Origin of the sequence: Undibacterium sp. SXout7W, assembly GCF_049339385.1 — a bacterium.
Lineage (GTDB): Bacteria > Pseudomonadota > Gammaproteobacteria > Burkholderiales > Burkholderiaceae_D > Undibacterium.
On the sequence record NZ_JBMPPF010000003.1, the window covers coordinates 194,653 to 215,319 of the forward strand.

General features: G+C 48.8%; 14 protein-coding genes. 4 read left to right on the plus strand and 10 right to left on the minus strand.

Annotation, left to right across the window (positions count from 1 at the left end; genetic code table 11):
* The first annotated feature begins 24 nt into the window (after positions 1–24).
* Positions 25–1,512, plus strand: coding sequence for a cryptochrome/photolyase family protein (locus ACO0LB_RS04855; protein ID WP_423047046.1), 1,488 nt, complete (start codon positions 25–27; stop codon positions 1,510–1,512).
* A 144-nt stretch (positions 1,513–1,656) separates the two neighbouring features.
* Here the strand turns inward: ACO0LB_RS04855 and ACO0LB_RS04860 are convergent, their stop codons facing one another.
* From ACO0LB_RS04860 to ACO0LB_RS04885, 6 genes are all read right to left on the minus strand, one after another.
* On the minus strand, positions 1,657–8,322 hold the full coding sequence (locus tag ACO0LB_RS04860) for an Hpt domain-containing protein (protein WP_423047048.1): 6,666 nt from the start codon (positions 8,320–8,322) through the stop codon (positions 1,657–1,659).
* A 90-nt stretch (positions 8,323–8,412) separates the two neighbouring features.
* The gene (locus tag ACO0LB_RS04865) at positions 8,413–10,743 is read right to left on the minus strand and encodes a methyl-accepting chemotaxis protein (protein ID WP_423047050.1); all 2,331 of its coding nucleotides are present in this window, start codon (positions 10,741–10,743) and stop codon (positions 8,413–8,415) included.
* 56 nt (positions 10,744–10,799) lie between these two features.
* A complete protein-coding gene (locus ACO0LB_RS04870) occupies positions 10,800–11,390 on the minus strand; it encodes a chemotaxis protein CheW (protein ID WP_423047052.1) in 591 nt (196 codons plus the stop codon).
* A 47-nt stretch (positions 11,391–11,437) separates the two neighbouring features.
* The gene (locus tag ACO0LB_RS04875) at positions 11,438–11,803 is read right to left on the minus strand and encodes a response regulator transcription factor (protein WP_423047054.1); all 366 of its coding nucleotides are present in this window, start codon (positions 11,801–11,803) and stop codon (positions 11,438–11,440) included.
* A gap of 31 nt (positions 11,804–11,834) precedes the next feature.
* Positions 11,835–12,236 carry a response regulator gene (locus ACO0LB_RS04880; RefSeq protein ID WP_423047196.1) on the minus strand — a complete coding sequence of 134 codons (402 nt, stop codon included), beginning with the start codon at positions 12,234–12,236 and terminating at the stop codon, positions 11,835–11,837.
* Between the two features lie 116 nt (positions 12,237–12,352).
* Positions 12,353–12,523, minus strand: a complete 171-nt coding sequence (locus ACO0LB_RS04885; RefSeq protein WP_423047198.1) for a rubredoxin — start codon at positions 12,521–12,523, stop codon at positions 12,353–12,355.
* Between the two features lie 145 nt (positions 12,524–12,668).
* Here ACO0LB_RS04885 and thiD point away from each other — a divergent pair, with 145 nt between their 5' ends.
* Together thiD and hemL are read left to right on the plus strand one after the other, a co-directional pair.
* Positions 12,669–13,484 (plus strand): bifunctional hydroxymethylpyrimidine kinase/phosphomethylpyrimidine kinase, encoded by an 816-nt coding sequence (gene thiD, locus ACO0LB_RS04890; RefSeq protein ID WP_423047056.1) that lies wholly within the window; start codon positions 12,669–12,671, stop codon positions 13,482–13,484.
* A 90-nt stretch (positions 13,485–13,574) separates the two neighbouring features.
* A complete protein-coding gene (gene hemL, locus ACO0LB_RS04895; RefSeq protein ID WP_423047058.1) occupies positions 13,575–14,855 on the plus strand; it encodes a glutamate-1-semialdehyde 2,1-aminomutase in 1,281 nt (426 codons plus the stop codon).
* Positions 14,856–15,029: 174 nt separating this feature from the next.
* Here the strand turns inward: hemL and ACO0LB_RS04900 are convergent, their stop codons facing one another.
* Positions 15,030–16,301 (minus strand): amidohydrolase family protein, encoded by a 1,272-nt coding sequence (locus ACO0LB_RS04900; RefSeq protein ID WP_423047060.1) that lies wholly within the window; start codon positions 16,299–16,301, stop codon positions 15,030–15,032.
* 96 nt (positions 16,302–16,397) lie between these two features.
* On the opposite strand from ACO0LB_RS04900, the gene ACO0LB_RS04905 reads away from it, so the two are divergent.
* Entirely contained in the window at positions 16,398–17,402 is a 1,005-nt protein-coding gene (locus ACO0LB_RS04905) for a LacI family DNA-binding transcriptional regulator (protein WP_423047062.1), read from the plus strand.
* Here ACO0LB_RS04905 and ACO0LB_RS04910 read toward each other — a convergent pair.
* The 3 genes from ACO0LB_RS04910 to ACO0LB_RS04920 all read right to left on the minus strand — a co-directional run bounded on the left by ACO0LB_RS04910 (position 17,399) and on the right by ACO0LB_RS04920 (position 20,514).
* Positions 17,399–17,947 (minus strand): YggT family protein, encoded by a 549-nt coding sequence (locus tag ACO0LB_RS04910; RefSeq protein WP_423047064.1) that lies wholly within the window; start codon positions 17,945–17,947, stop codon positions 17,399–17,401. The two genes, ACO0LB_RS04905 and ACO0LB_RS04910, sit on opposite strands and share 4 nt — an antisense overlap.
* Before the next feature lie 87 nt (positions 17,948–18,034).
* Positions 18,035–18,898, minus strand: a complete 864-nt coding sequence (locus ACO0LB_RS04915) for a histone (RefSeq protein ID WP_423047066.1) — start codon at positions 18,896–18,898, stop codon at positions 18,035–18,037.
* Between the two features lie 425 nt (positions 18,899–19,323).
* Positions 19,324–20,514: a ribonucleotide-diphosphate reductase subunit beta gene (locus ACO0LB_RS04920; RefSeq protein WP_423047068.1), complete on the minus strand. Its 1,191-nt coding sequence runs from the start codon at positions 20,512–20,514 to the stop codon at positions 19,324–19,326.
* Positions 20,515–20,667 lie beyond the last annotated feature (153 nt).

Consider the following 20,667-nt stretch of genomic DNA (forward strand, 5'->3'; position numbering starts at 1 on the left):
TGACTCTTCCTTATTCTCATTCACATGCCAGAACAACTCTCACCATTTGAACGCTCACTGGTCTGGTTCCGGCGCGATTTGCGCTGTTTTGACCATGCCGCTCTGTATCATGCATTACGCAAAAGCAACTCCGTGAATTGTGTTTTTGTTTTTGATCAACAAATTCTGAATCACTTACCTGCCAAGGACAGACGAGTCACCTTCATCTATCGCAGCATTCTTGAACTACAACAGGAGCTGAAAAAACTGGGAGGAAACTTAATCGTACGCTATGGCAATGCCGAAGAGATCATTCCGACGTTAGCACTGGAACTGCATACCAATGCTGTATTTTGCAATCATGATTATGAGCCTCAGGCTCTGCTGCGTGATGAGGCGGTCAAAACGCGATTGCAGGAGATGCAATGCGACATGCTTAGCTACAAAGATCAGGTCATCTTTGAAAAATCAGAAGTGCTGTCTCAGGCCGGAACGCCTTTTTCTGTCTTCACCCCGTACAAAAATGCCTGGCTGAAGAAATTTTATGCAGAAGGCAGCGATTTTTATGCGCGCCCGTATCCTATCGAGACCTATGCGCATAAGCTGCATCAAGCTCTCGATGACAGCATCCCGACTATGGCGGAAATGGGGTTTGAAGACACATCAGAAAGCAATATGCCAATCAAGGCAGGAATGTCCGGCGGAGCACTCTTGCAGGAGGATTTTATACACCGCATGAGACGCTATGACACAGCGCGCGATTATCCTTCGGTGAAGGGGCCGTCTTATCTGTCGGTGCATCTGCGCTTTGGCACGGTATCCATTCGCCATCTGGTGCGTGAAGCCATGCAACAAATACGTACCAGCAGTAATCACGGTGCAGAAATCTGGCTCGCAGAACTTATCTGGCGGGATTTTTATTTCATGATTTTGTACCACCATCCCCATGTCTGCCAGTCGTCATTTAAACCTGCCTATGACGCTATTCAATGGGAAAGCGGCGAACAGGCCGATGCTCTGTTTCATGCGTGGTGTGAAGGAAAAACTGGATACCCGCTGGTGGATGCCGCAATGTTGCAACTCAACCAGACAGGCTATATGCATAACCGTCTGCGCATGGTCACCGCATGCTTCCTGATCAAAGATTTAGGGATAGACTGGCGTCGGGGCGAAGCGTATTTTGCGTTGCATTTAAATGATTTTGATTTATCCGCCAATAACGGTGGATGGCAGTGGGCATCATCTTCTGGCTGCGACGCGCAACCCTATTTCCGGATTTTTAATCCCGTCACTCAATCAGAAAAATTTGATGCCGAAGGCAAATTCATAGCGCGCTATTTACCGCAATTAGCGAAACTGGACAAACGTTCGATACATGCTCCCTGGAAAGCAGCCCCCTTACTCCTGCAGCAGGCCGGAGTGATATTAGGCGGCAATTATCCTCATCCCATCATCGATCACGACAGTGCTCGCAAACAAACCTTGATGCGTTACGCCGTCGTTAAAAAATCAGAAATAACAAGTGACACCTGAGCGATATACCAACAACACTTCAACAATATCGGAGTGACGCAAACAAAGAAGAAAACGTAAACAGAAAAAGGCGGGAAACTATCCCCGCCTTTTGTGTAACACCTGAAGATCAGATCCAAATCAGATGAACAACATATCGTGTTTTCAAACAATCACAAGTTGATCGGCGCCAATAAAGCCAGTAATGGCCTCCAGCAAATCATCTTCGCGATAAGGCTTACCAAAATACTCGTTAACTCCCAGCTCTTTCGCATAGTTTCTATGCTTATCCGCTGTCCGTGAAGTAATCATGATGATAGGAATATGCGCAGTACGGGCATCGCTGCGAACGTTACGTGTCAGATCGAAACCATCCATACGTGGCATTTCAATATCAACCAGCATCACATCCGGAGTCACCGATTGCAATTGCTCCAGTGCATCGATACCATCTTTAGCCAGAATCACCTGATAGCCTTCACGCGTCAACAGACGCTGCGTGACACGGCGAACCGTCAATGAATCATCAACGACCATCACCGTATGTTGGGTGCGCAGACCTTGCACTGGTTCTGCTTTGGTGTCGTCCCCTTTTGCCTTGCTATGCAGATCAGCAACAGCGCCCATTTCCGGGCTGATGTCGATACCGAGCGGTTGCAGGCGAGCATGCTCCTGCTCCATTTTTTGTGCCAAAGGTACCGGATTCAAAATCAGGACAATCTCACCGGAACCAAGCACCGTGGCACCCGCAATACCTGCCATACGCGCCAATTGCGGACCGATGTTTTTCACAACGACCTCTCGGTTACCGACAATATCATCAACATGTATCGCTACACGATCAGTACCGCTCTTAAGAATCAGCAATGGCGTATATTGTTGCGTCATTGGCGTCACATCATACTGCCCCAGCATGGTGGACAGGAAATACATCGGGACCCGCTGCCCCTGCCACATCACCGCGCCATCATTGTATGCACTGACAAGCGCGCTGGATTTTAATTGCTGTACCTGCTCGACCAATACGGAAGGCACGGCATAAGTACGGCCACCGGCATTGAGCAGCACAACTTGTGTCACTGCTAATGTCAATGGCAGGCGAATGGTAAATTCTGCGCCTTTGCCATCAGTGGTACTGACCTCAACACGCCCACCCAGCGACGCCGCCTCGGAACGAACCACGTCCATTCCCACGCCGCGCCCAGCAAGTTCCGACACTTCATTTGCGGTGGATAGACCTGGTTCAAAAATCAGGTGTGCCAACTCTATGTCTGCCGGTTCAGCATCATGACCAATCAGTCCGGCTACCTTCGCCTTTTCACGAATCCGGGGTAAATCCAGTCCCTGACCGTCATCCGAAAAACGGATAACAACTTCATTTCCTTCCTGACGTACTTCGATCAGCAATTCACCTGTTTCATCTTTATGATGCTGACGACGCTCATCACGGCTCTCAATACCATGCACAATCGCATTGCGCAGCAAGTGCTCAAACGGTCCGACCATTTTTTCGAGAACGCCACGATCCATCTCAACTCCCGCACCACGGATATCCAGATTCACCCGTTTATCAACCTCTTTGGAAGTCTGGCGAGTCACGCGATACAAACGCTCAGAAATACTGGCGAAAGGAATCATACGAACGCGCATCAGATCCTGTTGCAATTCACGCGTCAGACGCGCCTGCATGTGCAAATCGTTTGTTGCACCGTCGATCGTCCGGGTCAGATTCGTCTGTACCGTGGCGACGTCGCTGACACTTTCCGCCATCATGCGAGTGAGTTCTTGCAAACGGGTAAATCGGTCGAATTCTAAAGGGTCAAATTCGCGGTCAGCCGAATGTGCCATCCGTGACGTAATCTGGGTTTCTGCCTGAATCTCGACTTCACGCAATTGATCACGCAGACGATTCACGTTTTCAGTCAGTTCTGTCAATGAACTGCGTAATGTACCAACCTCATTTTCCAGACGTGAACGGGAGATCGATACTTCACCCGCCTGATTGACCAGACGATCCAGAATATCGGCTCGCACACGAACTAAGGGCACAGGCGCTGTCGGCGTCGGAGTTGCAGAAGTGGCTGAAGTCGAAGGTGTTATCCCCGATTTTCCCGTATTACTGAGAGAGGTATTAGTAACAGTCCTGAGCGCATTTCTGTCAATCACAGGCATGACTGGAGCCAGATTGATCAATTCCTTCTCCGCAACCGATGCTGTATGTTCGTTACCCAGCATTGCTTCCTGGAACTGATCCAGTTCTTGCGCCGCCGTCAGTGCTTGTTCCTGCGGTGGCGCAACATACGCATCCGGATTTTGCAAACGATCAAACAGCTGCATACTGTAATCGTGGCGTGCCAATAAATCTTCGAGTAATGCTATTTTGGCGATGCCGCCGGTATGTACCAGACTTTCAATCCTGGTTTCCATGTCATGGATATGCTGACCTAGTGCCATCGCACCGGCCATTCTGGCGCTTCCCTTGATGGTATGCATCAGACGGGCGATAGACTGAGGTGTCGCAGTGTCATCTGGTTGTTCTTGCCAGGAGCGCAGTAATTGCCCGACCATCGGCAGTAAATCGTTACCCTCTTCGATAAAAACGGGCAACAAATCCATATCGAGATCATCTTTGATCTGAATATGCGAATCGACAACATGCTCAGGCGTTAATACTTCTGGAGCCGCAACATTAGCGGGCAATGCGATATCAGCTGGAGAGGCAACTTCGGTGGCGACATCGGACGCAACTTCAGAAATATCTGCTAAATCGGACAAATTCAATGCTTCGTTCGTCGAGGTAATGAATTCTTCATCGGCACCGGCATCCGAACGTTCAATCACTTCTTGCAGCAAAGCCTCAAGTAAATAAATTTCAGTCGGTGCCGAAGGTGCCATCTCGGATAAAGCAAATTTTTGCAGCATCCGTTTACTGGTATCCAATGCCTTATCCAGCACATCGTATTCACTGGCCAATAGCGGCACAGGATGCCGTTCAAGGCGCTGCAATACTAATTCAAGACTATGCGCCAATTCCTGCAAAGGCTTCAGGCCAACGGTAGCCGAACTGCCTGCCAGCGTATGCGTCGCATGTATCGCATGCGTAGACACATGGCGATGTGGCTCGTGTCTCCACTCTGAAAAATCTTGCCCCAGGAAACGCACGATTTCATCAGTTTCAGCCATGTAAATAGAATACAAAGGAAGGCTGATTTCGATGTTACCGATACGTTTAACATTGTCATCCTGCAAGACTGTCGGCTTGGTCAGGTCAGGGAACTCAATAATCTTGGCAGACGAACGCCCTTCTGTGATTTCTGGGACTACAGTCTCAGCAAGAGTTTCAGCAACCTGATCTGGCAACGGCACGGCAGACGTCACGTCTATCGCATCTATCTCCGACACGAGATCATCAGACAAAACATCGGCAGTCTCAACATCAGGAACGGTTATTTGAGTAGTAGCATCTGAGCCGGCAGCGATTACCAGCGGCAATCCATCCAGTAACAAACCGGCATCAGGCGTTGCTTCATTCAGGGATGCAATCAGCTCATCACCTGACACGACAGTCGGCGCAGATTCAGTAATAGATTCTGTCTTTAACCCGGTTTCTGGCGGCGTTTCTGGCGGTAAGCCGAGTTCTTCAATCTCACCTGTAACATCGATGTCAGGAACAGTTGCCTCGATTGTTTCAGAGGGAATCAATTCAGGTATCAACTCGTCTGATTCGACTGTTTCGTTTGTTATGTCCGGTACTTCTGCCGTGATTTCTATCGGTGCTTCTTCCGCTTCTATTGCTTCCGTTACGGCACTTGGCTCCTCTCCTACATTCGTGACCGCATCGGTCAGTATGTCAGACATCGCCAAATCACCCGGTATCTCTTCACCCAATATGTCAAATGGAGCAAGCTCGGTAGAAATAGCAGCAACAATATTCTCAGCACCTGCTTCTGGCTCAAGCGCTAACTCATCCTCAAAATCCAGTACCAAATCTGTTTTGACCGTTTCCGTGTTCAATTCAGGCAGTACTGGAGCCTGGGATACTACGGATTCAACATCACCAAGTTCAGGTGCATCAATCGCGATATAGTCGATTGTGGAATCCGTATTGGCATCGACTGTTGGTGTCTCCGATGAAGAAAAATCGAGCTCAGGAACATCCAGGGACAAGTCTGCCTCGGAAAATTCAGTTGCAAGCTGTGTTTCTGGTTCTGGCAGAACCTCAGTCAAAGACTCAGGTATGACACTTGTTGGCAACTCTGAAGCATCAGCAACGGCATCATCGATATCCAACCCTGCTTTGATTCTTTCTGCTGCTGCAATGAGTGCTGCACCAGTTCTCGCTGAATGGCCATAACGTTTAAGTTCATCCACCCAAACCAACATTTCATCAGCGGTACGGGACAACAATGTGTACAAAGTCTCGGTGCCATCTCTGGACTCTGACAACCACATGTTCATCACCTGTTCGATGTGCCATGCGGCTTCTCCGAACACAGTCAATCCAACCATACGGCTACTGCCTTTCAGTGTATGGAAAGAACGACGCAGACTAGTCAGATACTCTTGATTGTCAGGATCATGTCGCGATGCAGGCAAGGTCTGCTGGACAAATGCAAGTACTTCATCCGCTTCCGACAGGAAAATTTCGAGTAATTCAGCATCAATCGCTTCATCACTCTGCGGTAACGCAACCACCGGACTGGCGAGCCGAGTATCTGCTACCGACGAAGTTGCAACGACAATGTCATGTGCCGATTGCGGAGCGGTGGCAAAATCTGTTTTACCTAAGATATCAATAGCAGCTTTTGCTCTGTCGCTGGCATCAGCATCGTCGAGCAATGTTGCTGCGGCACGCTCAGATTCCAGTGACTCTTTGAGCTGCGCTTGTAAATGTTCATTATGCGGCGCTTCAGCAAGTGATGCGGCCAAGCGAGCAGATTCCTGCTGTTGCTGATGCAACTCTTGTTCGGTCGTATGGGCAGCTTCTGGCGACACCATGTCTGCGTCCGGATGTCCAGGCGCTGCCGTGATATTGGTCGTCGGCAAGAGTTCTTTACTGGCCTGAACTTCGAGCAAGTTTGAACGGAATACGCCTGCATCCTGATCAAACGTGAATTTTTTCTTGGCAGTTTCGGGCTGCGCTTGCATCGTTTCAATAAAGAAAGATAAGGCACCGATGTTTTGCGCCACCAAATGATGCTCTTTCGCATTCCGTACACTGTCCGCAGCGCTATCTGCATCCACAGCACCTGCTGGGGCATTCGCAAACTGATGCACCATATTGCGCGTATGCTCTACGGCCAACATGGCATCATCCTGATCCAGTACCGCCAAAGCACCACCAATCTGATGCAAGATACCATCGACTGGTTTCAAGCTGTCAGTATTGGAAGGATCACGGAAGTATTCATCCAGATTTTTCTCTACCTGACGCAAACTGGCCTGCATTTCTGAGACCAACACTCCCATCGTCTGCCGTTGCTGCGCTTCACGCGAGATTTCGCCTATCCAAGCCGCCTGCGCCTGAGGCTCATCACCCGATACAACGGACAATAAACGCGAGGTAATTTCATCTGCACGTTCAGAAAAATGTGCTGGCAATCTGGAAATCTGGTCGAGCGCGTTTTCAACAAACAGCAAGCTGGTCGCCAGCTCCAGGCCTAATTTACTTCCGTCCGGTGAATGAGCAACATGGCGCGCAATGCCACTTAATTCACGTAACAATTTAGCTAACGCAGGAGAATTGAGTTCGGAACCAGTATCTGCCAGATCTTTAATTTTTTGGGAGAATTTCTCTGCCAGGCCATTTTCTCCGTTCGCAATCCGCCCCCAGAAATTCTTAACAGCGGATAGCTGTTCTTTTGCAGTCGCTAAAGCGCCGGCGGCAATTTTTCCATAATTTTTCTGGTCATAATCGACAGGAACCTGATTATCAAGCTGGTAAGCGGTACGCACTCGCGACACTAATGGAGACGGAGTTTCCACCTGCGCCAAAAAGAATAATGCGTCTCTTAAGAGTCGCTCAGGGAGAGTTGTCGCACCATCAACCAAGCGACGGATTTGTAAATTAATGCGTCCAAATATCTGTTTAACATAAGGCTGATTCGGAATATCACCCGAAGCAACTGCCTCAGAAAATGCTTGCATCACAACCCAGAAGGCCTTGGTCTGAGAAGTAGGTTGAGCGTGTGCGACTTCAAGAATTAAGTCATGAATTGCCTGTACAGCCTGCCGCTGCAGTAGCGGATCTTTCGCTGTTAAAACCGGTAATAATAGTTTCTCAAAACGCTGGCGTACTGCTGCATAACTGATGGCCGGTGCTTGTCCTGTGACGGTGAGTTCCGGAATCTGTTCTTGCGCAACGAGAGAAGGAAAAAATAAATCGGCAGGGTGAATTCGTTCGGCGCCCTTGATCTCAAGCAGTGCACGGTAATATGGAAACAAACGTACGGGTTGATGTGCAGCACCTGACAACAAATCTTCCAGGTAACGCAATACCGCATGAAACGCATCGACAATGACGTCCACATTGGACTGCGTCATTGCTAACTGCTTATTTTGTAAGCGTTCAAGTAATTCTTCTATGGTTTCCGTAACAATAGAAACGCCATCAATATCAACAATCTGCAATGCACCGTGCGCCTGATGCAAATAGCTTTTAGCGTGCAACAGACTGGTGGAACGTGTGTCATCATCCTGACCCAGTGCATCGGTCAACATTTTTCCTGCGCTGCTGATTGCTTCGCGTACTTCCGTCATGACCCAAGACAAAGGTCCGGTATCGAACTGCTCTTGCGGATGTTGGGGTGAATTTGAAAAATCGGACGTCATGCGTACTCCGCAAACTCAAAGGATGATGGCCCGAAGGCCATCATTATGCATATAGGCAAGACTGAAAATGTACAGTCCAGGACTGGGGAATCAGGCAGTAACCCGGAAACGGGATACTGAGTTCTTGAGTTCCTCAGCTAACATTGACAATTCTTTAATGGACTCTGCCGTTTGTTGGGTACCGTTCTGCGTTTGTTCCGTGATAGTCAAGATATGCTGAATATTCTGTGCAACGCCGTTAGCGGAAGTAGCTTGTTGCTCCGTCGCCAGCGAGATGCCCTGAATCAGTTCAGCCAGACGGTTAGAAACGCTACGGATTTCAGACAACGCCGTACCAGCCGCATCGGACAGTTTGGCTCCCTCAACCACACCCTGCGTGGATTTTTCCATCGCGGCAACCGCGTCATGGGTATCCGTTTGAATCGTACGCACCAGCGCACCAATCTGCTTGGTCGCTTCAGCTGAACGTTCCGCCAGTCGCTGAACCTCTTCCGCAACCACCGAGAAGCCGCGTCCCGCCTCGCCGGCGGAAGCAGCCTGAATCGCCGCATTCAGCGCCAGTACGTTGGTTTGTTCAGTAATGTCAGAAATCAGCTCGGTGATCTCACCAATTTCTTGTGAAGATTCACCCAGTCGTTTAATACGTTTGGATGTTTCCTGGATTTGCTCACGAATCTCGTTCATACCCTTGATCGCGTTTTCCACCGCATGCGCACCTTGTTCCGCCGCAGCAACCGATTGACGCGCAACCTCTGCGGACTCATTCGCAGAACGGGAAACGTCGGTAATTTCAGCTGCCATCGTCAGAACCACTTGACCGGCATCGGTAATTTCACGCGATTGCTGCTCAGATGCGTCCAGCAAATTGCTAGAAATATCCTGCGCTTGTGTAGATGCTGAAGTAACTTGCTGCGCCGTAGCCGTCACACGACCAACCAGACCGCGCAACTCTTCCACGGTGTAGTTAACAGAATCGGCAATCGCACCAGTAATATCTTCAGAAACCGTTGCCTGCACGGTCAAGTCACCATCCGCCACTTCTTGCAACTCATTCATCAGACGCAAAATAGCAGCCTGATTCATATCATTCGCAGCTTTCGCCTCTTCTTCTTGTTTCTGCGCTTGCATCATCTGCGCGCCCGCTTCCAGACGGCGTTCATTCGCTTCTTTTGCACGATTACGGCTATCCTGCAACAACACCAGAGCAACACCAACCGCACCAGCCAGCGCTGTAGCAGCGCTCACCAGCATTAACCAGAAATAAATACTGGAAGAATCCTGCTGCTCGGTATATGTTTTTTGAAGTTTGGTTAACTTGGTTTTCAGTTCTTCGTTTTCATTAAAAACCAGCTGTTCGGATTGTTTCGCAGCAATAAAATTTTGCAAATTACCCAAGATGCTGGAAACGGATACCTGATATTCGCTAAAAGCTTTTTGTAATTCAGTGAGTTTGTCACGCGTATCGACATCTTTGGTGGCGGTCAGTCGCAAGACATCGCTACCATTCAGAAAACCCTCAACCAGATCACGGAAAGTGTTCGTGTCTTTACCCAGCAAGAATGCAGTTTCAGGGTTGACACCTTCAGATGTCAGGAATTCATTCGCACTACGACCCAGACGCTGAGTCAACATCACCAATTGACCAGCAGCATTAATCTCACGTGCAGAACCACCGCCCTGTACTTTTAATGTCGAAATCTGCTCAGTCAATTCGAGTAATACCGGGGATAAGGCATTCAATTTTTGCAATGTCTGTCCGAAACCGGTCAGCTCTTTACGGCGCATCAAAATTGTTTCAGCTGCCTTATCAGAATTTTTCCATGCTTTTTGCGTGTCTTTCAACACGGGTTCCAGCGTAGAATCGGCTTTATCCACATTACGACCCTGATAGTTACCACCGACTAACAGAATGTTCAGATCGGAATTCATTTCCTTGCGGCTGTCTTCCAATTGTTTAAACGCTTCGACGTTACCCTGAATCGCATTTGGCGCTGCCTTACCGATACGCTGCGAGTGCATCAGCGCTTCACCAGAAATCTGCACCTGTGTTGAAATCAGTGCGGACTGACTAGCATTTAACCAAACAAATATGGCACCAAATAATAAGGCCAGACCCATCGTCATCGACAAAACGCGCATCTGCTGCTGCAATGACAGATGTCCGATCAATGGCAAACGAATGTCACCGCCCTTTTCGAGCGCATCACCAATGAAGGTCGCGTCGGCGTGGTCGTCTGAACCAGCGACCACTGTTGGCTTCGCGGAATCTTCTGCCTGTGAAGCTGGCGTCAACATTTTGACATTACTTGCTTCTTCAACTCCAATCGAATCAGCACTTCCGAACGACCTTGCCGCAGCCACTGCCCCGTCAATTTCCGTATCTTCTTTTCTTTTGGACAAGAACGGTAGTTTAAATGCCATTACTGAGTCTCCTAAACGATTGAAAAGCAATCAGTTTTACCATGTGGGCAAACCGACTATAAACCTATCTGCAAAAAATTCTGATCCTGCACCAGTGACGCCAGGCTCAGGGAGTGCCAGACATTACCATCGCGATCCTGATAAGTTTTCTGCAGCCAGCCTGGGTGTTCAATGGTGTGCTCGTTAACCATTGCATGCACTTCTGTCATTTCTGCGACATCGCGCAGCCCCAAAACCTGGGAAACTAACAGACCGCTATTAAATGCCAAACCAGGAGCAAATGCGACGATGCGACACGAAGAATCCAGTTTTGTTGATTCCTGCCCTTGAAATCGTGGCAAATCAACAACACTGGTCAAATTACCACGAATATTAGATAAGCCAATGTACCAGTCTTTGGTCAACGGCACTTTGGTGACTGCCGTTGCACCGACAATTTCACCTGACTCTCGTAAGTCAACCAGGTAACGGGTCTGACCGATCATTACTCCAAGCTGACTGATTTTTGTGTAACCGCCACGCTGAGCCACTTGCATACGCTCAACCAGCTGCGCCTGGAATTCGCGCAGACGTGTACGTCTTACACCGCTATCAGATTTAACCGTTTCAAGGTTGGTCGCAACGGTGTCACTCAAAGTCTGGGTCATGAGGCAATCCGGGAATATCTAAAATAGGTAGAAAACCTTGAGAATAATTAACCAAGAGCAGCGATTTTTGCCAGCAATTCCTGCGGGTCAATCGGCTTGACCAGATAATCACGTGCGCCTTGCCGCAATCCCCAGATACGATCGGTTTCCTGATTTTTGCTTGTACAGATAATGACAGGTACATCCTGTGTTTCAGGGTCTCTGGCAATCGCACGTGTAATCTGAAAACCATTCTGTCCTGGCATGACAACATCCATCAGAATCAGCTGTGGCTTGTCTGCTTTGATTTTGCCCATCGCTTCTTCGCCATTTTCTGCCGTGGAAACAGAAAAGCCATTTTTAACCAAGACATCGGTTAAAAAATAACGCTCGGTCGGAGAGTCATCCACTACTAAAATTTTTTGAATAGCCATTCTGTCTATACCTCACATTAACTTAACTGATTTATTCAACCTGTGTTGCCGCAGTGTAATTACGCACTGTTTTGAGCAAGCTGTCTTTTGTAAATGGTTTCGTCAGATATTCATCTGAGCCGACCATGGCGCCGCGTGCCCTGTCAAATAATCCGTCTTTAGACGACAGCATGACAACCGGAGTTTCTCTGAATTTGGCACTTTTCTTAATCAGCGCACATGTCTGATAACCGTCCAGACGAGGCATCAAAATATCGCAAAAAATCAAATCCGGGTGAGAGTCATTTATCTTTGCCAACGCATCAAAGCCGTCTTCAGCGAGAACTATCTTATAGCCCGCCTGTCCAAGAAATATCTCAGCAGACCGACGAATAGTACTGCTGTCATCGATCACCATGATTTTCAAATTCTCGTTGCCTGATATCACTGACATAAAATCATCTCTTCCCGGCAGAATTAAAGTCACTTACCACTGTAACAAAAAATAACACTTTTGCGCTTTTTTTCCTTGAATAAACATCCAAATTGTCAAAAAAGCTGCTATTCGTGTCAAATAGCTGTCATTTCGAAATCTTCCTTACGAGCGCCACATTCAGGACAAGTCCAATTCATCGGCACATCTTCCCATTTTGTTCCGGCAGGAATACCGTCTTCCGGTAATCCATTTTCCTCTTCATAGACCCATCCGCAAATCAGACACATCCACGTCTTGTATTCCATATTGCCCGCTGCATTATCACTCACGACTAAAACCCTTCAATCAAGTAAAATGTAAAATTGCTGCAAAACTTAAGGCCAGACAGCATGGTCACGACAGCATCCAGCCCCCAAGTCAAGCGAAGTCAGCTATATTAATCTACCCATCGTGCAAAACCAAATTTCTCCTCTTGTTTTAAGTTTTGGCGCATCCGATCCTGTTGCGGCAACAGGCATTCATGCTGATCTCGCCACATTTGCTGCCATGGGTTGTCACGGTCTGCCGGTCATGACGTCCATTCTCACGGGAGATACCTCGCAAATTGACGATCTTCATGCGCTCGATGCCGATCTTGTCGATGAGCAAGCACGTACCGTACTCGAAGATATGCCGGTGATGGTATTTAAAGCTGGTCAACTCGGCAGTGTGGAAAACGTCGCTACCATTGCTGAAATCATTTCTGACTATCCAGATGTACCTCTGATTCTCGACCCATTCAACGCTGCAATTAACGAACAAAATCCGGATGCAGAAGATTTGGTGCTGGCTATTCGCGAACTCTTGATTCCGCAGGCAACACTCCTGTTGATTTCTTCTGTCGAACTAGCGCGGCTAGCAGAAACATGGGAAGACGCAGCTGATACACCAGATTTGCTGAGCAGTGCAATGACGATTATCGACTCTGGCTGCGAATATGTTTTTGTCACAGGAACACCGAGTGACAGCGGTGAAATTGCCAATAGTCTTTACAACGAATCCGGTCTGGTGCGTAATGATCGCTGGGCACGTATTCCTGGTTCACATGCAGGTGCCGGTTCTACCTTGTCAGCAGCCATTGCGGCGCTGCTAGCCAATGGACTCCCGATTCCAGATGCAGTTATGGAAGCACAGGAATTCACACATGCCGCGATTAGCCACGCGCAACGTCTGGGAATGGGAAAATTCATTCCAGATCGCTATTTCTGGGCACGCGAGCCAGAATAAATAAACAATGTCTGGTGCGCCCCGTACATGACAAGGCAGACATACCCGACCTCTCTATTTGCTCTATCAACTTACTTTTCAGCTCTTAACATGACAGATAAAAACGATCTCTTGTTTGCCCGCGCACAAAAAACCACGCCGGGTGGCGTCAATTCCCCTGTACGCGCTTTCCGCTCCGTGGGCGGCACACCGCGCTTCATTACCCGCGCCGAGGGTGCGTATTTCTGGGATGCAGAAGACAAACGCTACATTGATTACATCGGCTCATGGGGCCCAGCAATTGTTGGCCATGCTCATCCGGCCGTCGTTCAGGCAGTGCAGGAAGCTGCCAGCCGCGGCCTGAGCTTCGGTGCACCTACCGAAGGTGAGATCCTGATGGCGGAAGAAATTTGCAAACTTGTTCCGAGTATTGAACAAGTGCGCCTGGTCTCGAGTGGAACCGAAGCAACAATGAGCGCATTGCGCCTGGCTCGCGGCGCCACCAAACGCGACAAGATCATCAAATTCGAAGGATGCTATCACGGCCACGCCGACTCCTTGCTGGTCAAAGCTGGTAGTGGCTTGCTGACATTTGGCAATCCCACGTCTGCGGGTGTGCCAGAGGACTTTAGCAAACATACGCTGGTTCTTGACTATAACAATAGCCAACAACTGGAAGATGTATTCGCCTCGATCGGCGATCAGATTGCCTGTGTGATTGTGGAGCCCGTCGCCGGCAACATGAATCTGATCCGCGCTACCCAGGAATTCCTGCAGACCATGCGCGATCTGTGTACAAAACACGGTAGCGTGCTGATTTTTGATGAAGTGATGTGCGGCTTCCGCGTTGGCCTGCACGGCGCACAAGCGTTATACAACATTTCAGCCGATCTGACTTGTCTGGGCAAAGTGATCGGTGGCGGACTTCCGGTTGCGGCATTTGGTGGACGTGCAGATTTAATGGCGCATATGGCACCATTGGGCGGTGTCTATCAGGCAGGCACTTTATCGGGTAATCCGGTTGCAGTTGCCGCAGGAATGACGACATTAAAACTCATTCAGGCACCTGGGTTTTATGAATACCTGACCAAGCAAACACGGACATTAGCTGATGGCTTGTCTGCGGCAGCGAAACAAGCAGGTCTGGCGTTCAGTGCCGATGCCGTCGGCGGCATGTTTGGCGTGTATTTTTCTGACAAAGTACCAACATCCTATGCTGAAATCATGGCGAGCGACAAAGAAACATTTAACCGTTTCTTCCACCTGATGCTGGATGCGAGTGTTTATCTGGCGCCATCTGCATTTGAAGCAGGTTTTGTGTCTGCAAGCCATAACGACATCATTATTCAGGACACCATTGCAGCAGCAGCAAAGGCATTTGCAGAACTCTGATAGGTATTCAATTACGTCGTTGGCGGCCAAATATGTTCCCAGTGCCGTCATTTTGCGATCCCCCATATGGCCTGTGTATTCACTTAGGCAGGCCATATGCATTAAATACAGACTGAACTCAGCCTGTATTTACTCAGCCTGTATTTACTCAGCCTGTATTTACTCAGTCTGTATTTATATTCGGAAGTCGACAATACCAGAGCGACCGGGTAATGACAGCTGTGCATGTGGTGCCGGTGCCTGACTAATGATCTGACCACGACGTAATACATATCTGCGTGCAGATCGCAGGCGCAAGGCCTCAATCACACTCCCAGCATCAAGCACGACCAGATCGGCAAAACACCCGGGTTCCAGACCATACCCCTCCAAACCCAAGATACGTGCGGAGACATCCGTTACGGCAGCAAAACACTGCTGCATTGCTTGCTGTCCCGTCATCTGCGCTACATGCAAGCCCATTTGCGCCACTTCCAGCATATCGCCAGACCCCAGGCTATACCATGGGTCCAATACACAATCATGCCCAAAGGCGACATCAATCCCAGCCGCGATCAATTCTGGCACCCTGGTCATTCCACGTCGTTTGGGATAGCTATCGTGTCGTCCCTGCAAGGTAATATTGATCAGAGGATTGGCAATCACTGCCACACCAGCCTCCCTTATCAAGGGTAATAGCTTACTGACATAATAATTATCCATTGAATGCATCGACGTTAAATGCGATCCAGCAACTCGCCCTTGCAAACCAAGGCGCTGAGTATGAAACGCCAGCGTCTCTATATGTCGCGACAATGGGTCATCGGACTCATCGCAATGCATATCTACACGCAAACCTTTCGCAGACGCAAACTCACACAACAACCTGACAGATTCGGCGCCCTCTGCCATGGTGCGCTCGAAATGAGGAATGCCGCCCACAACGTCAACACCCATCCCGATGGCGCGCCTGAAATTGTCCATTGCCGTTGGACTACGCAATAAACCGTCCTGCGGAAAAGCGACGAGTTGCAAATCCAAGTAAGGCGCCACCTGCCGGCGAACCTCAAGCAATGCCTCTACGGCCAGCAAACGATCATCACAGATGTCCACATGAGAGCGTATCGCCAGCAAACCTCTCGCTACAGCCCAGTCACAATAGCGCAACGCCCGCTTAATCCAGGCATCCTGAGTCAACTGCGGCTTTAACTCTCCCCACAAAGCAATGCCTTCAAGCAACGTGCCAGACTGATTCACCCTCGGTATACCATAGCTCAGCACGGCATCCATATGAAAATGAGCATCCACAAAAGGCGGCGTGACGAGATTTCCGGCAACATCCAACTCTGCATTTGCAGTCAAAGGCAAACGCGGGGCAAGCGCGAATATGCGCCCATCTGCAATCGCAATATCAATATTGCTACGTCCATCGGGTAAACGCGCATTACGAATGATCAGATCTGTCATACCTGTCCTTTTCAATAAGAATAAAGCAGGGTGCAGAAAATTTTACTGCGGTGAGTATCCTGCGTCATAATCTTGCCATAGAAAGGCAGGAACTTTATGGCAACAATGAAGCAGGTCGCAGAGAAAGCACGCGTTTCCACCACCACCGTTTCCCATGTGATCAACAATACCCGGGTCGTCAGCGATGATGCGCGAGAGCGTGTGCTCTCTGTAATAAGGGAATTGCGTTATATCCCCAGCGCGGTGGCACGTAGCCTCAAGAATGATCGCACCCATACTCTGGGCATGATGATTCCCAATAACTCCAATCCTTATTTTGCAGAAATCATACAAGGGATAGAAGACGCCTCGTTCAAACTTGGTTACAACATCATTTTGTGTAACTCCTACGATGATCCGAAAAAACAGGCTGCCTACATTCGCGTACTGATGGAAAAACGGATTGATGGACTGATTCTGGTGTCATCAGGATCAGATACAGAATTAACTCAATTACTGGCAGATGAAGGCATTCCCAAAGTACTGGTAGACCGGGAAGTCAGTGGCGTACTCGCCGACTTTATTGAAGCAGATCATGAGCAAGGTGGCTACGAAGCAACTCGCTATCTGACGGAACTTGGTCATAAAAGAATCGCCTGTGTTGCCGGCCCCGAAAGCCTGCTCCCTAGCGGGGATCGCGTTGCGGGTTATTTACGAGCGCTGAAAGAAGCCGGTCTGGAATTTAACCCCGCATATCTGATACACAGCGACTTCACCAGCCAAGGTGGATTTAATGCATTCCAGGCATTACTGGCGTTAGAACACCGCCCGAGCGCGATTTTTGCAAGCAATGATCTGATGGCGATTGGCGGCTTGTGTGCAGCAAATCAGGCAAACGTCAAAGTGCCGCAAGAACTGTCCGTTGTCGGTTATGACGATATTGCATTGGCGTCTTTTAGTACGCCACCGCTGACAACGATTGCTCAACCCAAACATGACATCGGGCGTATGACAGCGCAAATTCTGGTCAACCGAATTACGCATCCGGATGCCCCTTTGCGCAGGGAAATGCTGACATCACGACTCGTTATCAGAGAATCCAGTTCTGCTGCACCAGATTAAAGCATAAAGAGTTTCAGCAAAAGTTCATTCAACACTTTGCTCAGAACCTGCAATACGATCAAGACAACCAGTGGTGAAAAATCCAAGCCGCCAAGCGGTGGGATCAGCTTACGAAAAGGCGACAGCACTGGTTCGTTCAAGGCCCTGACAAATGGAGCAAATGGGGCATGCGGATTGACCCAACTGAACACGGCCTCCAACACCAGCAACGCCATCAACCCATACAAGATCCATTGCAACATCCGGAATATCGCGAGTAAAAATATCGTCTGCACAGAAAACTGTGACAACAGCCAGACGTCAACTAACATGGATAGCAAGGCGACCAAAAAAGCGCCGATCAGCGTAGCCCAGTCATACCCCGCAAATCCGGGAACAATGCGCCGGATAGGATGCACAAGCCAGTCAGTAATCTGGAATATAGCTTGCGCCAGGCCAAGTGGTGGCCTGACACGCTGCACCTGCATCCAGAAACGGAGTAATAAAAACCCCGCGAACAAACCGGTAACGGTATCGATAACAAAGGTAATAATTCCATGTAGCACGAGAATTCCTCAAAAAAAACCCACCGGGTGACGGAGCACGCAGTGGGTATTGTGCCTGAATAAAATCAGGCCTCCAAGTAATTCAACTTACTCAGGACGAGCACCTGTCGGGAATGGCCATGCTGCATTTGGGCTCACGACTGTTTTTGCATCTGGCGTCGCTGCTTTTGCTGGAGCCTTCTTAGCTGCTGGCTTCGCTGCTGCTTTTTTCGCTACAGGTTTTGCTGCAACCGCTTTCGTTGCTGCCTTAGTTGCCGTTTTTGCTGCCGGCTTCGCCGCTGCTTTTTTCGCCGCTGGCTTTGCTGCAACTGCTTTCGTTGTTGCCTTAGTTGCCGTTTTTGCTGCTGGCTTCGCTGCTGCTTTTTTCGCTACCGGTTTTGCTGCAACTGCCTTCGCTGTAGCTTTTGCTGCTGGCTTCACTGCGACTTTTTTCGCTGCTGGCTTTGCTGCAACTGCTTTCGTTGTTGCCTTTGTTGCCGTTTTTGCTGCTGACTTCGCTGCTACTTTTTTCGCTACTGGTTTTGCTGCTGCTTTTTTCGCTACTGGTTTTGCTGCAACTGCTTTCGTTGCCGCTTTCGCTGCTGGCTTCGCTGCTACTTTTTTCGCTACTGGTTTTGCCGCAACTGCTTTCGCTGTCGCTTTCGCTGCTGGCTTCGCTGCTACTTTTTTCGCTACTGGTTTTGCTGCAACTGCTTTCGCTGTCGTTTTTGCTGCTGGCTTCGCTGCGGCTTTTTTCGCTACTGGCTTTGCTGCAACTGCTTTCGTTACCGTTTTTGCTGCTGGCTTCGCTACTGCCTTTTTCGCTACTGGCTTTGCTGCAACTGCTTTCGTTGCTGCCTTAGTTGCTGTTTTTACTGCTGGTTTTGCTACTGCTTTTTTCGCAGCAGGTTTTGCTGCCGCCTTCTTCGCAGTCGCTTTTTTTGCTACTGCGGCATCTGGTGCTGTTGCCATTTTGTTTCTCCTTCAATTGAGATGGAAAAAATTCTATTAATTAAATCCGCTTTATCCATTCAAGCGGATTATTCATCGGCGCAAACATAAAAGTTGTTTGCGCTAATGAATCCGGCACCGGCTGAACTGCTGCGCCCCCTCAGTAGATGCAGCGCTTCAGCCATATGACTGCCGTTCATATTGTGATGAACCTGCAGTCTCAAAAACGCCTGCTATTACAAGCCGGCGTTGGTATCTGTTTGTAAAACACGCAGTTCAAGACCAAAAGCCGCAATACCCGGTATTGCCAGGTATTGCGGCACTAACAGTTCAAAGCAATTTAATCGATGACTGTTCATTCAGTTTGGTGAGGCCTCTCGTGTTTTATTTCTTGCCCAAACTATGAGATTCCATTTGTCTGGAATACGGCATGCTCACTACAGCTTTTATTCCCAGTTGAGCGCTCCGCCAGTTTGGTACTCAATTACACGCGTTTCAAAAAAGTTGCGTTCTTTTTTCAAATCGATCATTTCACTCATCCAGGGAAAAGGATTTTCTTCCTGCGGAAACAAAGTATCCAGACCAATTTGCTGTGCGCGCCGATTTGCGATGAAGCGCAAATATCCTTTGAACATTGGCGCATTTAATCCTAGTACTCCACGCGGCATTGTATCCTCTGCGTAACGATATTCCAACTCTACCGCATGCAAAAACAACGATTTAATTTCATCCCGAAATGCAGGTGTCCACAAATGCGGATTTTCCATCTTAATCGTATTAATCAGATCGATTCCAAAATTACAGTGCATCGATTCATCACGCAAAATATACTGATACTGTTCTGCCGCACCCATCATTTTATTTTGACGTCCCAATGCGAGAATCTGGGTAAAGCCAACGTAGAAAAACAGGCCTTCCATCAGGCAGGCAAATACGATCAGGGAGCGCAGCAAAGTCTGATCTGCTTCGGTCGTGCCAGTCTTGAATTCTGGATTCGTCAGCACATCAATAAACGGAATCAGGAACTGATCCTTGTCGCGAATCGACTCTACTTCATTGTAGGCATTAAATATCTCGCCTTCATCCAATCCCAGAGATTCGACGATGTACTGATATGCATGCGTATGAATCGCCTCTTCAAACGCCTGACGCAGTAAATACTGACGACATTCCGGCGCAGTAATATGACGATACGTACCTAGCACGATATTGTTTGCCGCCAGTGAATCGGCAGTCACAAAAAAACCAAGGTTACGTTTGACCAGACGACGCTCATCCTCGGTCAGTCCGTTAGGATTTTTCCAGAGTTCAATGTCACGCTGCATGTTGATCTCTTGCGGCATCCAGTGATTAGCGCACCCTGCCAGATATTTATCCCATGCCCATTTGTATTTAAACGGCACCAGTTGATTCACGTCTGTCTGGCCATTGATGATGCGCTTGTCAGCCGCATTGACACGGCGTGCGATTTCTTCCGGTGCAGCAGCGGCAGATTTTGTAACGACCGCTGGATTCAGGGCGAGTTCTTGTGTTCGCAAGCTCAGACCCGCGTCGATATGCTCTGGCGTTTGCGCCAATTTTGGCAATGTCGCTGGCGCTGAAACTGGCGCGACTTCCTCGTCATCCCATGAAAGCATGATGGTATTCCTTACTTATTAGATAAATCATTATGTGAAACCGAACATGAAGCTGGATATTTGCAGATCCGCTTGCTTGTTTGCTGCCTTACTACTTTGGTCATCCGGTTTCTTGATGTCAGTGACAGCCCACCGGCTGTCACTTGATGTTTG

Coding starts and splice junctions, on each gene's coding strand:
- ACO0LB_RS04855 (WP_423047046.1), top strand. CDS start 25: ATGCCAGAACAACTCTCACCATTTGAACGCTCACTGGTCTGGTTCCGG.
- ACO0LB_RS04860 (WP_423047048.1), bottom strand. CDS start 8,322: ATGACGTCCGATTTTTCAAATTCACCCCAACATCCGCAAGAGCAGTTC.
- ACO0LB_RS04865 (WP_423047050.1), bottom strand. CDS start 10,743: ATGGCATTTAAACTACCGTTCTTGTCCAAAAGAAAAGAAGATACGGAA.
- ACO0LB_RS04870 (WP_423047052.1), bottom strand. CDS start 11,390: ATGACCCAGACTTTGAGTGACACCGTTGCGACCAACCTTGAAACGGTT.
- ACO0LB_RS04875 (WP_423047054.1), bottom strand. CDS start 11,803: ATGGCTATTCAAAAAATTTTAGTAGTGGATGACTCTCCGACCGAGCGT.
- ACO0LB_RS04880 (WP_423047196.1), bottom strand. CDS start 12,236: ATGTCAGTGATATCAGGCAACGAGAATTTGAAAATCATGGTGATCGAT.
- ACO0LB_RS04885 (WP_423047198.1), bottom strand. CDS start 12,523: ATGGAATACAAGACGTGGATGTGTCTGATTTGCGGATGGGTCTATGAA.
- hemL (WP_423047058.1), top strand. CDS start 13,575: ATGACAGATAAAAACGATCTCTTGTTTGCCCGCGCACAAAAAACCACG.
- ACO0LB_RS04900 (WP_423047060.1), bottom strand. CDS start 16,301: ATGACAGATCTGATCATTCGTAATGCGCGTTTACCCGATGGACGTAGC.
- ACO0LB_RS04905 (WP_423047062.1), top strand. CDS start 16,398: ATGGCAACAATGAAGCAGGTCGCAGAGAAAGCACGCGTTTCCACCACC.
- ACO0LB_RS04915 (WP_423047066.1), bottom strand. CDS start 18,898: ATGGCAACAGCACCAGATGCCGCAGTAGCAAAAAAAGCGACTGCGAAG.
- ACO0LB_RS04920 (WP_423047068.1), bottom strand. CDS start 20,514: ATGCTTTCATGGGATGACGAGGAAGTCGCGCCAGTTTCAGCGCCAGCG.